We start from the raw sequence: 12644 nt of genomic DNA on the forward strand, positions 1-12644 counted from the left end.
GTGCGCTCCTGCGCTGGGGGTGATCAACAGCCCGTTTGCGCGGCCTCTTGCAAGAGCCAGTCTTTGAGCGCCGCCACCTCCGGGCGAAAGTGATTGCGAGCCTCCGGCTGCACGATGTAGTGCCCCTCGCGCGCGGGCAGGGCAAGGTCCGTGGCCTCCACCAAGGCACCGCTCTCCAGATAGCGCTGGGCAAAGACACGGGCGATCAGTGCAACGCCCATACCTCGCGTGGCGAGCTCAAGCGCGATCAGCGATTGGTCGACCTTCAACGCCGGCCCAGAAGAGGGAGGTGCGAGCCCATGCAGGGCAAAGAAGTGATGCCATGTGTCGGTGACGCCAATCACCTCAATCAGCGGGCAGGACGCTATTGCCTGCGGATCGGGGCCGGGATGCAGCGCAGGCGCACAGACAGCGAGCACCTCGTGATGCATCAGACGCGTCACCTCGCCATCTGACCAACTGCCATTGCCATAGCGAATGTCGATGTCGATCTGCAGCGCCTCTGGCGTCTCACCCCAAAGCGCCGAGAGCACCCGCAGGCGGCAGTCCGGGTGCTGCGCCTGAAAACGCGAAAGCCGCGGCGCAAGCCACAGCATGTTGAGCGAACTCAGGCACCTGAGCGTGATTTCTTGTGCGGCACTCTTGCCAAAGAGGTTCGACGTGGTGGCCTCCAGATCGCCAAATGCCTTGCTCACCACGGGCAGGTAAGCCTGTCCCAGCCGTGTCAAAAACAGCGATTTTTGCTTTCTCACAAAGAGCTTGTGGCCGAGCGTCGCCTCAAGTCCACGCACCTGGTAGCTGACTGCAGAGGGCGTCAGCCCAAGCTCCTGGGCGGCGAGGGTGAAGTTTCCAAGCCGGGCGCTGGCATCAAAAGCGCGCAGCCATGGCAGAGGGGGCAATTCCTGATACATGGTTTTGCTCTACACCAATCTGCGAATATTTTTAAGGTTACGGCGAATTATTTTTCGTTATGGGGATTGGAGCCGGAGCTGTAACGCTGGCGCGATGAATGGAGACCAACATCGCGATGCGTGACTTTGACTATATCATTGTGGGAGCCGGATCCGCGGGCTGTGTGCTGGCCGAGCGCCTGAGCGCCAATGGCCGCCATAGTGTGCTTGTGCTGGAGGCCGGAGGTCGCCCGCGCACACCATGGATCGCGCTGCCGCTTGGCTACGGCAAGACCTTCTATGACCCGGCGGTGAACTGGAAATATCAGACTGAACCCGAAGAGACACTGGGCGGACGCGCCGGATATTGGCCGCGTGGCAAGGTCGTGGGGGGATCGGGTGCGATCAATGCGCTTGTCTACGCCCGTGGCCTGGCGCGCGATTTCGACGATTGGGAAGAGGCGGGCGCGACGGGCTGGAACTGGGACGCGGTCCAGAAAACCTATGAGCGCCTTGAGAGCCGCTTTGATGTCGATGGCACCCGCACCGGCGAGGGGCCGATTCACGTTCAGGATGTCTCGGACCAGATCCACCGGGCCAACCGGCATTTCTTTGCCGCAGCGAAAGAGCTGGGTCTGCCACGGACACCCGATATGAACGGTATCACCCCCGAAGGCGCGGGCGTTTACCGGATCAACACCAGCGGTGGTCGCAGGATGCATTCGGCGCGCGCCTGTTTGGCTCCTGCGCTCCGGCGCGCAAATGTGACGCTGATGACGGGCGTTCTGGTGGAGCGGATCGGCTTTGAGGGAAAGCGGGCCACCTCCGTCGAGGTGGTCCACAAGGGGCGCGCGCAGTCCTTGCAGGCCGGGCGAGAGATCATTCTCGCGGCAGGAGCTGTAAATTCACCGCGCATCTTGCAACTCTCGGGGCTTGGCCCCGCGGAGCTGCTGCGTGAGCATGGGATCGCGCCGCTGATGGATGCGCCTCATGTAGGTGGCAACCTGCAGGATCATCTGGGCATAAACTATTATTTCCGTGCCACCGAACCCACACTCAACAACGTGCTGAGGCCGCTCCATGGCAAGATCCGCGCAGCGCTGCAATATGCGCTCACGCGGCGCGGGCCGCTCGCGCTCTCGGTCAACCAATGTGGTGGATTTTTTCGCTCGGATGCGGGGCAGCGGGCGGCTGATCAGCAGCTTTACTTCAACCCCGTGACCTATACCACCACACCGGACGGCAAACGCACGGTGGTGCAGCCCGACCCCTTTGCGGGCTTTATCCTTGGGTTTCAGCCCACCCGGCCCATCAGCCGGGGGCGGATCGACATTTCCGCCGCCGACGCGCTTGCGCCGCCCCGGATCAGGCCGGACTCGCTGGCTGCTCAGGAAGATCAGGCGCAGGTGATCGCAGGCGGGCTGCTCTGTCAGAAGATCGCCAAGACTGAGGCGCTCAGCCGCTTGATCGCCGCGCCCATGGGCGAGGATCTGCGCGAGATGACACCGGAGCAGATCCTAGCGGACTTTCGCGCGCGCTGCGGCACCGTGTTTCACCCGGTCGGCACCTGTCGCATGGGTGCAGACAGCACCAAGTCCGTGGTTTGCCCTCGGCTCAAGGTGCATGGGGTCGCGGGGCTGCGGGTCGTTGATGCCTCGGTCTTTCCGAATATCACCTCGGGCAACACCAACGCCCCAACCATGATGCTTGCCACCCGCGCGGCCGATCTCATTCTGGAGGACGCATGAGCACGCCTTATTCCACGTCCGGCGCGATGCCGGTGACACATGCGCGCGGTGCCGACGACACTGGCCCGCGTATCAGCAAGATCGAAACCTTCTGCACGCCGCTCATTGGCTTTGTGCGGGTGACTGCGGAGGATGGCAGCCAAGGCTGGGGGCAGGTCTCCACCTACAACAGCGATCTGACCTCGGAGATCCTGCATCGGCAGGTTGCGCCCTGGGCACTCGGGCGGGGTATGGATGCGCTGGAAGAGGTGATTGCCGAAATTCCCCTGCGCGAACATAAATTCCCCGGCACCTATCTGCGCCGCGCCATGGCCGGTCTCGACACCGCCGTGTGGGACTGGCGCGGCAAAGCTCAGGGCAAGCCGGTGGCAGAGCTTTTGGGTGGGTCTGCAGGGCCGGTCCGGGCGTATGCCTCCTCCATGCGCCGCGACATCACACCTGAGGCCGAGGCCGAGCGCATGCAGAGGCTGCGCGACGCGCATGGGTTTGACGCCTTCAAAGTCCGTGTGGGGGCTGAATGCGGTCAGGACCGTGACGAACGGGAGGGCCGCACCGAGGCGATCATTCCCGCCATGCGCAAGGCGATGGGAGCGCAAGCTGCCTTGCTGGTCGACGGCAATTCTGGCTTCAGCCCCGCCCGCGCGATCGAGGTCGGCAGAATGCTGGAGGCCAACGGATACGAGCATTTTGAAGAACCCTGTCCCTATTGGGAGCAGGAACAGACCCGCGAGGTCACCCAAGCGCTTGGGATCGATGTGGCGGGGGGCGAGCAGGACTGCGATCTGCAGCATTGGAAGCGTATGATCGAGAACCGTGTGGTCGACATCATCCAACCGGATATCCTCTATCTCGGCGGGATGGTGCGCAGCATGGAAGTGGCCCGCATGGGCCATGCGGCGGGGCTGCCCTGTACGCCCCATGCGGCGAATCTGTCGCTGGTGACGCTCTTCACCATGCACCTGATGCGTGCGCTGCCCAATCCCGGCCGCTATCTGGAGTTCTCCATCGAGGGCGACGACTACTATCCCTGGCAGCGCACCTTGTTTGCAAATGATCCCTTCCAGATCACCAATGGCCAAGCGCTTGTCCCCGACGCCCCCGGTTGGGGCGTGGAGATTTGCCCCGAGTGGCTGGCCAAATCCACCTACAAATGCAGCGAGGACGACCAATGAGCGTTGACGCCTTAATCTCTACCTATTTCGCCAACGGACGCCTGTCGGATCTGCCGCGCGATCACTTTATCGACGGTCGCTTTGTTCCGGCGGAAACCGGCAACCGGATGGAGAGCTTTGATCCCGGCAGAGCCACCGTCTTTGGGGATTTTGCCGCTGGCACCGCTGTGGATGTGGACCGAGCGGTCAGCAGCGCTGTGGCGGGGTTTGCAATCTGGCGCGACACCGCGCCGGCGACGCGCTGTGCGGTGTTGATGGAGGCCGCACGCCTGATGCGCGCCGAAGCCGACTGGCTGGCTGTAGTCGAGAGCCTTGATAGCGGCAAAACGCTGGCCGAAGCCTACGGCGACGTGCAGGGCTCGGCGCGGCTCTTTGAGTATTATGCGGGCGCGGCAGACAAGCTCGATGGGCGCAGCGTGAACCTCGGCAATGACAACGCGGCCTTCACCCTGCGCGAACCAGTCGGTGTCACGGCGCATATCGTGCCGTGGAACTATCCCAGCTCGACGCTGGTGCGCGGGATCGCGCCGGCGCTTGCGGCGGGGTGTTCGGCGGTGGTGAAACCGGCCGAAACCACACCCTATACGGCACTGATGATTGCCGAGCTGTTGATCCGCGCCGGGTTGCCTGCGGGCGTGGTGAATGTTGTGACCGGCACCGGACCGGAAGCAGGCGCGCCATTGGTGCGCGATCCCCGGGTGCGCCATGTGACCTTTACCGGTTCGGTGCAGACCGGCGTTGGCGTGATGCAGGCGGTGGCCCCCAATGTCACCGGTCTGACGCTGGAACTCGGCGGCAAATCCCCGTTGGTGGCCTTTGCAGATGCAGATGCCGAGAAAGTCGCCGAGGGCGCGCTCTGGGCGATCTTTTCCAACGCGGGGCAGATCTGTTCGGCGGGCTCACGGCTGGTGATTCACCGCGACCTCCATGCGCAGGTGCTCGAACGTCTGGTGCAGAAGGCCACGGCCCTGCGGTTCGGTCATGGGCTGCACAACCCGGATATGGGGGCACTCAACTCCGAACGTCATCAGGCGGCAATCAGCGGCCACGTTGAACGCGCACGCATCCGTGGTGTCGAAATCCTTTGCGGCGGTCAGGCAACCACAGACCCTGCCACGGGCAAGGGCTGGTTCTTTGAACCGACAATTCTGGACGCGCTCTCTGCGGATGACCCGGCCATCCAGCAGGAAATCTTTGGTCCCGTGCTCGGCGTGCAGGTCTTCGACGACGAAGACGAAGCACTTGCTCTGGCCAATGGTACAGAGTTTGCGCTGGCGGCGGGGATCTACACCAAGGACATTTCAACCGCCCTGCGCATGGCGCGCCGCATTGATGCCGGGCAGGTGACGGTGAACGACTATTGGGCAGGGGGCATCGAACTGCCCTTCGGCGGCAATCGCAAGTCTGGCTTTGGTCGCGAAAAAGGGCTGGAAGGCGTCGATGCCTACACCCGCGCCAAGGCAATCACCCTCGCAGTATAACGCCCCTCTGCGCCCCGCTCGCCATGCGGGTGGGGCGCAACGCCGCTTTGAGTTCCATTGCGTCAGCAGCGCACTGGCACGTGTCCTAACTTATGTTTCGGGGCGAAATAGGTCCGCGTGCGACGGCATGTCCGGCGCCGAGGCCCGACAGGACAGGCCTCCGCCGCTCTCCCACACCGCAATCGCGACCACTTAGACGGTCTCTAGTCGCATGCCTCCCGCGCCTATTTCGGTGTGGGTGAGGCCAGCACCGGAGAGAGGCTTTCGACAAAGACATCCATAAAATCACGCACCACGCGCGGCACGCTGACGGCGCTGGGGAAGAGGATCGACAACCGGTGGTGGATCTTTGGCTCGAAAGGTTTGATCACAATCCCTTTGTCGCGAAACCCCTCAGCGTCCAGCGCACTCACCACCGAGGCCCCCACGCCCTCGCGCACCATGAGGCAGGCAGTGGTAAACTGGCGCACCTCAATGAGGCTGTTCATCTCCGTTTCATATTCCGCAAAGGCCCGGGACAGACGACGATAAAAGCCGCTGTCGCGCCGGGTATGAATGAGTTTTTCACCGGCCAGATCGCGCGGGGTGATGATGGTCTTGTGCTCGAGCGGATGCCCCGGAGGCAGGATGCAGGCCGAACGCACAAAGAGATCAATGCTCTCGGTGGCGGGGTGGCCGGCAAAGTCATCCGTTATACCACAGTCATATTGCTCTCCTATGATCCACTCTAGGATGCGCTCGGGGCGGTCGGGTTCCAGCGCCACGGTGACGCCGGGGCGTTCCTTCAGAAACTGCGCAAGAACCTGAGGCAAATGAGAGGTGGCAAATCCCGGCAGGCAGGCAATCCGCATGTGCCCGCCCGTGCGTTCCTTCAGATCGCGGCGCAGATCTTCTAGGTGATCAAGCCCTGCGAGAATCCGGCGCACCTCGGTCAGAAGATGGCGAGAATCGCTTGTCGGTTCGAGGATGCCGCGGCGGCGCTGGAACAATTCCAGGTCCATGGACGCGGAAAAATCCGAAATCAGGCGACTCACTGCAGGCTGCGAGACGCCAAGCGCCTCTGCCGCCTTGGTGATGCTGCCGGTTTCCGCAACGGCCCTGAAAGCCTGAAGCTGGCGGAGTTTAAACTGCACTGTTGCGTCCTTCCTGCGGTGATTTTTTCAAGCCTGATGACAGTATTTATAATATACTGTTATGTCACTGTTGTGAAACTTTCACTTGAATTATGACGCATCCTGTCAAATGCTGCCCCTCGAACGACCTTTGGAGGAGATAACAATGGGTGTTTCAAAAATTGCACTGAGCTGCGCACTGGCGACCGCTCTGACCGCCGGGGCCGCCTGGGCCGAGACCGAAATCCAGTGGTGGCACGCCATGGGCGGCGCCAATGGCGAGCGCATCGACAAGATGGCGGCAGACTTCAACGCCAGCCAGTCCGAGTATAAAATCGTGCCCACCTACAAGGGCAACTACACTGAAACCATGACCGCCGCCGTGGCCGCGTTCCGCGCGGGTGAGCAGCCGCACCTCGTGCAGGTGTTCGAAGTGGGCACCGCCACCATGATGGCTGCCAAAGGGGCGATCTACCCCATCGAGCAGATGATGTCCGATGCGGGCGAAGCCTTTGACAAATCCGACTATCTGCCCGCGGTGATTTCTTATTACCAGACCCCCGAGGGGGAACTGCTGTCGATGCCGTTCAACAGCTCGACACCGGTTCTGTGGTACAATGCCGATGCCTTCAAATCCGCTGGCGTCGATGTCCCGGAAACCTGGGATGACGTGAAATCCGCTGCTCAAGCGCTGGTCGACAACGGCATGGAGTGTGGCCTGTCCTTCGGTTGGCAGTCCTGGGTGATGGTTGAGAACTTCTCGGCCTGGCACAACATCGAGATGGGTACCAAGGAAAACGGCTTTGCCGGGTTCGACACCGAGTTCACCTTCAACAACGAGCAGGTTGCGGCCCGCCTCGAGGACATCGCCTCCATGAGCGAGGGCAACCTCTTCAAATATGGTGGCCGTCGCGGCGACAGCCTGCCGCTGTTCACCAACGGTGAATGTGGGATGTGGATGAACTCCTCGGCCTATTACGGCTCCATGGTCGAGCAGGCAGAGTTCGAATTTGGCCAGACCATGCTGCCGCTCGACACCTCGGTTGCGGACGCGCCTCAGAACTCCATCATCGGCGGTGCGACCCTCTGGGCGCTGGCCGGGCACGAGGCCGAGGAATACAAGGGTCTGGCCCAGTTCATGACCTATCTTTCCTCGCCCGAAGTTCAGGCCTGGTGGCACCAGGAAACCGGCTATGTGCCGATCACCACTGCCGCTTATGAGCTGAGCAAGGAGCAGGGTTTCTATGACGAAAACCCTGGCACCGACACCGCGATCAAGCAGCTGAGCCTGAACGCGCCGACGCCGAACTCCCGCGGGATCCGCTTTGGCAACTTCGTGCAGGTGCGTGACGTGATCAACGAAGAGCTCGAAGCGCTCTGGGCTGGTGACAAGACCGCCTCCGAAGCCCTCGATGCCGCCGTTGAGCGTGGTAACGCGCTGCTGCGCAAATTCGAGCGCTCCGCGAAGTAATCGCCCAAAGGCTCTACCCGGTCTCGCAGCATTTGCGGGGCCGGGTAGGGCCGTTTTCTATCCTTTTTCTAGAAAGGACCATGAGGCGCCTATGCTGAAACGCGTCCATTTCCCATCTTCCCTGCTGCCCTACCTACTGGTCGCGCCTCAAATCGCGATCACTTTGGTGTTTTTCATCTGGCCCGCCGCACAGGCGGTCTATCAGTCGTTCCTCATCGAGGATGCCTTTGGTTTGTCGACCGAATTCGTCTGGTTGGAGAACTTCGAGCTGTTGTTTGAGGACGATATCTACCTGGCCACCTTTGGCCGGACGATCTTCTTTTCTGCTGCCGTAGCGATCCTGTCTATGTCGCTGGCCCTGATTCTTGCGGGCTTCGCGGACCGGGTGGTGCGCGGCGCGACGGCCTATCGCACACTCCTGATCTGGCCCTACGCCGTGGCGCCGGTTCTGGCGGGTGCGCTTTGGGTGTTCATGTTCAACCCGACGCTGGGGATCTTCCCCTATATCCTTGATTTTGTCGGCGTGGACTGGAACCACTATCTCAACGGCAATCAGGCGATGGCTCTGGTGGTCTTTGCCTCCGCTTGGAAGCAGATCGCCTATAACTTCCTGTTCTATCTTGCGGCAATGCAGGCCATTCCGCGCTCGGTGATCGAGGCGGCGGCGATTGATGGTGCAGGCCCAATCCGCCGGTTCAAGGATTTCATCTTCCCGCTGGTGTCTCCGACCACCTTCTTCCTGTTGGTCATCAACGCGGTCTACGCCTTCTTTGACACCTTCGGTATTATCCACGCGGTGACGCAGGGCGGTCCCGCAAATTCCACCACGATCCTTGTTTACAAGGTGTTCAACGACGGCTTTGTCGGGCTTGATCTCGGCGGCTCTGCCGCGCAATCGGTGATCCTGATGGTGCTGGTCATTGCCATGACCGTGGTCCAGTTCCGCTTTGTCGAGAGAAGGGTGCAGTACTGATGGTTGAAAATAGACCCATCCTGAACATCGTCAGCCACATTATCCTGATCCTCGGCATCGCGATCGTGGCGCTGCCCATCTGGATCACCTTTGTGGCCGCCACCCATGATGCGGTGCGCATGACACAGGCACCTATTCCGCTTTTGCCGGGCAGCTACTTCTGGGAAAACTTCAAGCAGACGTTGTTTGGCTCGGGGCTTTCGGGCACCGAGATCGCCCCGGTCTGGCGGATGTTGTTGAACTCTCTGGCGATGGCGATGCTGATCTCGCTGGGCAAGATCGCGATTTCGCTGATTTCCGCCTTTGCCATCGTCTACTTCAAGTTCCCCTTCCGCATGGGGTTCTTCTGGCTGATCTTCATCACGCTGATGCTGCCGGTCGAGGTGCGTATCCTGCCCACATTCGAGGTGGTCGCGGATCTTGGCATGCTCAACAGCTACTGGGGTCTTTCGATCCCGCTGATTGCCTCGGCCACGGCGACCTTCATGTTCCGGCAGGTGTTCCTGACGATCCCTGATGAAATGCTCGAGAGCGCGCGCATTGATGGCGCTGGGCCGATGCGGTTCTTCTGGGACATCGTGATCCCACTCAGCCGCACCAATATCGCGGCGCTCTTCGTGATCTTGTTCATCTACGGCTGGAACCAGTATCTCTGGCCCTTGCTGATCACCACCGACACTGACATGACCACCATCGTCATGAGCATCAAACAGATGCTGGAGGCCGCAGAGCAATCTCCGCAATGGAACATCATCATGATGACCGCTCTTTTGGCGATGATCCCGCCGGTCTTCGTCGTGATCGCAATGCAGAAGCTCTTTGTTCAGGGCCTCACCGAGACAGATAAATAGGCATCCCCATGGCAAGCATTACTCTCAAGGATCTTGTGAAATCCTACGGTGACACCGAGGTCCTCCATCACATCGACGGTGAAATCAACGATGGCGAGTTCATCGTGATCGTCGGCCCGTCGGGCTGCGGTAAATCTACCCTCCTGCGCATGATCGCAGGGCTTGAGACCGTCACCTCTGGCGACATCAAGATCGGCGACCGGGTGGTCAATGATCTGGAACCCGCCAACCGCGACATTGCGATGGTGTTTCAGAACTACGCGCTTTATCCGCATATGTCGGTGCGCGAAAACATGGGCTACGGTCTCAAGATCCGTGGCAACAGCAAGGCGGACATCAACCGTCGCGTCGAAGAAGCCGCCGAGATCCTCGAGATCGGGCAGTATCTCGACCGCAAGCCGCGCCAGCTCTCGGGCGGGCAGCGACAGCGTGTGGCGATGGGACGCGCCATTGTGCGCGACCCGCAGGTGTTCCTGTTTGACGAACCCTTGTCGAACCTCGACGCCAAGCTGCGGGTGCAGATGCGTCTTGAGATCCGCAAACTGCAGCAGCGCCTCGGCGTGACCTCGATCTATGTGACCCACGATCAGGTCGAGGCCATGACGCTTGGCGATCGGCTGATGGTGCTCAATGGCGGCTATGTCGAACAGTTCGGCACCCCGATTGAACTTTATGACCGTCCCGCGACGCTCTTTGTGGCTGGGTTCATCGGCTCACCTTCTATGAACTTCCTGCCTGCCGAGATTGACGCCGGCATGGTCACGCTCGAGAATGGAGCGCGGCTTGCGGGCGGCGGGTCGGCCGCGGGCAAGGTGACACTGGGTTTGCGCCCGGAGCATCTTGTGGCAGATGATAACGGCCCCGTTGAGGTCAACGTGCAGCTCTGCGAGCAACTCGGCGCGATCACGCTTCTGCATGGCCACCTCAACGGAACCGATGCAGAATGTGTCGCCAGCATGCCCGGTCATGTAACAGCCGCCCCTGGCACCCTGATGCGGTTTTCAATCGCGCCGGAGAACCTGCATATGTTTGATCCGCAGACCGGCAAGCGGGTGGCGGAATGACCGCCTTTCCCCAGGTCGACGCCTATCGCGGCGGCGCGGGGCTGATCCGTGTGATCGGCCACCGCGGCGCGCGTGGTGTCATGCCCGAAAACACGCTGGAAGGGTTTCGTTTCACTTTCGACATCGGCGTCGATGTGCTGGAGTTCGACGTCGTGATGTCATCCGATGGCGTGCCGGTCATCACCCACAACCACGCCTTGTTGCCGTCAGCGGTGCGGGACGGGCAGGGGGCTTGGCTGCAACGTGAAGACATTAAGGTTGCGGATCTTACCCTGAAAGAGCTGCGCGATCTGGATGTGGGCGGGCTTGATAGCCGCTCCGACTATGGACGCCGCTTTCCGGATCAGGCCTTCTTGAGTGGCGCGGTGATGCCCACGCTCGCAGAGCTCTGTGCCCTCGTCCAGGAGCCGCAATACGCCCATGTCTCGCTGCTTCTGGAGCTGAAAACAGACCTCAGTGATCCCGACATCGACGCCTTGCGGAGCGCACAGGTTGCTGCCGTGGTGGATGTGGTGCGCGCGCATGGCCTGACGGAACGGACGGCACTCCACAGCTTTGACTGGGCGCTCCTTGATGAGTGTCGCCGTCAAGCACCAGAGATGCCGACCTCCTATCTGTCCGAGGCGCCGCGCGGAGAGGGGGCCAGCTGCCAGCCAGACGGTGTCACCAAGGCAGGCAGCCTGCCAGAGGTGGTGGCCAAGGCCGGAGGGCAGATGTGGTGCCCCTGGTTTGAGGACGTCACCCCCGAGCTGTTGGACGAGGCGCGCGCCTTGTCGCTGCCGGTTGTTGTCTGGACGGTCAACGAGGTGGACGACATTGTGGCCATGATCGAGGCCGGTGTTGATGGCATCGTGACCGATTATCCGGGCCGTGTGCAGCGCCTGCTGCTCGAGCGCGGCCTTGGCTGGAGCGCGCGGGTGTCGACACCGCCGGTCGCGGTCTGATCCATGGCGGGCCAAAGTACAGATATCGGCACTGACTGGGCGTTTCAGCGCTATGAGAGCGTGCGCGCAACCCTGCCCGAGGCCAGTTTTGCGGCGGCCTCACGGCGGGGAGGAGATCTTGGCGACACCGTCGGAGATTATGACGCCTATATCCTCGATGCCTTTGGGGTTTTGAACCGGGGCGAGACCGCAATTGCGGGCGCGGTGGAGCGCATGGCAGCACTCAGGGCGCTTGGTAAAAGGCTGGTGGTGCTGACCAATGCGGCAAGCTACACGCGCGCAGAGGTGCTGGCGAAATATCACCGGCTCGGCTTTGACTTTGACGCGTCAGAAGTGGTCTCAAGCCGCGATGTGGCCTTTGCCGGTCTGCCCGCACTCCCGGCGGGCACCTGTTGGGCCGCCGCCGCCGCCGCAGGTGATGATTTCAGCGATGCCCCCAGTGGCGCTGAAATCGCGCATCTGGCAGAGCGGCCGGAGCTCTTGCAAAGCGCGGGTGGCTTTCTGCTCCTGTCCTCTGCACGCTGGAGCACGGCCGACACAGACGCGCTCACCGAGGCATTGATGGCGTCTCCGCGTCCTCTGGTGGTCGCAAACCCCGATCTCGTCGCCCCGCGCGAGGATGGCCTTTCGATGGAGCCGGGCCTGATCGCGCAGGAGCTGACCGAGCGCACCGGTCAGCCTGCAGCGTTTTTTGGCAAACCCTTTGGCAACGCCTTTGATGCGGCACTCGCGCGGCTCTCTGGCATTGAGCGCACGCGTATTGCAATGGTCGGCGATACGCTGCACACGGATGTTCTGGGAGGCGCGGCGGCAGGGATCGGCTCCATCCTGATCACCGATCATGGCCTTTTTAAGGGCCATGATGTCGCGCCATACATCGAAAAGAGCGCAATTCGGCCGAGTTGGATCGTCTCGACAACATAAACTCGTCGAAAAAT

11 protein-coding genes are annotated in these 12644 nt (G+C 61.5%); 9 read left to right on the forward strand and 2 right to left on the reverse strand.

Annotation, left to right across the window (positions count from 1 at the left end; all coding sequences use genetic code 11):
* Positions 1 to 23 precede the first annotated feature (23 nt).
* Positions 24 to 911: a LysR substrate-binding domain-containing protein gene (locus ACZ1HH_RS04095; RefSeq protein ID WP_011538189.1), complete on the reverse strand. Its 888-nt coding sequence runs from the start codon at positions 909 to 911 to the stop codon at positions 24 to 26.
* Between the two features lie 116 nt (positions 912 to 1027).
* Here ACZ1HH_RS04095 and ACZ1HH_RS04100 point away from each other — a divergent pair, with 116 nt between their 5' ends.
* The 3 genes from ACZ1HH_RS04100 to ACZ1HH_RS04110 are packed head-to-tail and all read left to right on the forward strand — an operon-like array spanning position 1028 to position 5291.
* Positions 1028 to 2638: a GMC family oxidoreductase gene (locus tag ACZ1HH_RS04100; RefSeq protein ID WP_472637296.1), complete on the forward strand. Its 1611-nt coding sequence runs from the start codon at positions 1028 to 1030 to the stop codon at positions 2636 to 2638.
* Positions 2635 to 3810 carry a mandelate racemase/muconate lactonizing enzyme family protein gene (locus tag ACZ1HH_RS04105; protein ID WP_487320389.1) on the forward strand — a complete coding sequence of 392 codons (1176 nt, stop codon included), beginning with the start codon at positions 2635 to 2637 and terminating at the stop codon, positions 3808 to 3810. The genes ACZ1HH_RS04100 and ACZ1HH_RS04105 overlap by 4 nt, the downstream gene beginning before the upstream one ends.
* Entirely contained in the window at positions 3807 to 5291 is a 1485-nt protein-coding gene (locus tag ACZ1HH_RS04110; RefSeq protein ID WP_472635941.1) for an aldehyde dehydrogenase family protein, read from the forward strand. Before ACZ1HH_RS04105 ends, ACZ1HH_RS04110 begins: the two co-directional genes overlap by 4 nt.
* A gap of 224 nt (positions 5292 to 5515) precedes the next feature.
* Here ACZ1HH_RS04110 and ACZ1HH_RS04115 read toward each other — a convergent pair whose 3' ends face one another.
* Positions 5516 to 6424 (reverse strand): LysR substrate-binding domain-containing protein, encoded by a 909-nt coding sequence (locus ACZ1HH_RS04115; protein ID WP_472635942.1) that lies wholly within the window; start codon positions 6422 to 6424, stop codon positions 5516 to 5518.
* 145 nt (positions 6425 to 6569) lie between these two features.
* Between ACZ1HH_RS04115 and ugpB the strand changes: the two genes are divergently transcribed.
* From ugpB to ACZ1HH_RS04145, 6 genes are all read left to right on the forward strand, one after another.
* Positions 6570 to 7874, forward strand: a complete 1305-nt coding sequence (ugpB, locus tag ACZ1HH_RS04120) for a sn-glycerol-3-phosphate ABC transporter substrate-binding protein UgpB (protein WP_011538194.1) — start codon at positions 6570 to 6572, stop codon at positions 7872 to 7874.
* A gap of 91 nt (positions 7875 to 7965) precedes the next feature.
* Complete coding sequence (gene ugpA / locus ACZ1HH_RS04125; protein WP_011538195.1) at positions 7966 to 8847, forward strand: sn-glycerol-3-phosphate ABC transporter permease UgpA; 882 nt, start codon at positions 7966 to 7968, stop codon at positions 8845 to 8847.
* Entirely contained in the window at positions 8847 to 9698 is an 852-nt protein-coding gene (gene ugpE, locus ACZ1HH_RS04130; protein ID WP_011538196.1) for a sn-glycerol-3-phosphate ABC transporter permease UgpE, read from the forward strand. Before ugpA ends, ugpE begins: the two co-directional genes overlap by 1 nt.
* Before the next feature lie 8 nt (positions 9699 to 9706).
* Positions 9707 to 10762, forward strand: a complete 1056-nt coding sequence (locus tag ACZ1HH_RS04135; RefSeq protein ID WP_472635943.1) for a sn-glycerol-3-phosphate import ATP-binding protein UgpC — start codon at positions 9707 to 9709, stop codon at positions 10760 to 10762.
* A complete protein-coding gene (locus ACZ1HH_RS04140) occupies positions 10759 to 11706 on the forward strand; it encodes a glycerophosphodiester phosphodiesterase family protein (RefSeq protein WP_472635944.1) in 948 nt (315 codons plus the stop codon). Before ACZ1HH_RS04135 ends, ACZ1HH_RS04140 begins: the two co-directional genes overlap by 4 nt.
* Positions 11707 to 11709: 3 nt before the next feature.
* Positions 11710 to 12630: an HAD-IIA family hydrolase gene (locus ACZ1HH_RS04145; RefSeq protein ID WP_472635945.1), complete on the forward strand. Its 921-nt coding sequence runs from the start codon at positions 11710 to 11712 to the stop codon at positions 12628 to 12630.
* The last annotated feature ends 14 nt before the right edge of the window (positions 12631 to 12644 follow it).

The organism is Epibacterium sp. HA2-3 (assembly GCF_055693725.2).

Bases quoted from the DNA above. Each gene is read 5' to 3' on its own strand.
- ACZ1HH_RS04095 (WP_011538189.1), bottom strand. From the start codon at position 911: ATGTATCAGGAATTGCCCCCTCTGCCATGGCTGCGCGCTTTTGATGCC.
- ACZ1HH_RS04135 (WP_472635943.1), top strand. From the start codon at position 9,707: ATGGCAAGCATTACTCTCAAGGATCTTGTGAAATCCTACGGTGACACC.
- ugpA (WP_011538195.1), top strand. From the start codon at position 7,966: ATGCTGAAACGCGTCCATTTCCCATCTTCCCTGCTGCCCTACCTACTG.
- ugpE (WP_011538196.1), top strand. From the start codon at position 8,847: ATGGTTGAAAATAGACCCATCCTGAACATCGTCAGCCACATTATCCTG.
- ACZ1HH_RS04145 (WP_472635945.1), top strand. From the start codon at position 11,710: ATGGCGGGCCAAAGTACAGATATCGGCACTGACTGGGCGTTTCAGCGC.
- ACZ1HH_RS04110 (WP_472635941.1), top strand. From the start codon at position 3,807: ATGAGCGTTGACGCCTTAATCTCTACCTATTTCGCCAACGGACGCCTG.
- ACZ1HH_RS04100 (WP_472637296.1), top strand. From the start codon at position 1,028: ATGCGTGACTTTGACTATATCATTGTGGGAGCCGGATCCGCGGGCTGT.
- ACZ1HH_RS04140 (WP_472635944.1), top strand. From the start codon at position 10,759: ATGACCGCCTTTCCCCAGGTCGACGCCTATCGCGGCGGCGCGGGGCTG.
- ugpB (WP_011538194.1), top strand. From the start codon at position 6,570: ATGGGTGTTTCAAAAATTGCACTGAGCTGCGCACTGGCGACCGCTCTG.
- ACZ1HH_RS04105 (WP_487320389.1), top strand. From the start codon at position 2,635: ATGAGCACGCCTTATTCCACGTCCGGCGCGATGCCGGTGACACATGCG.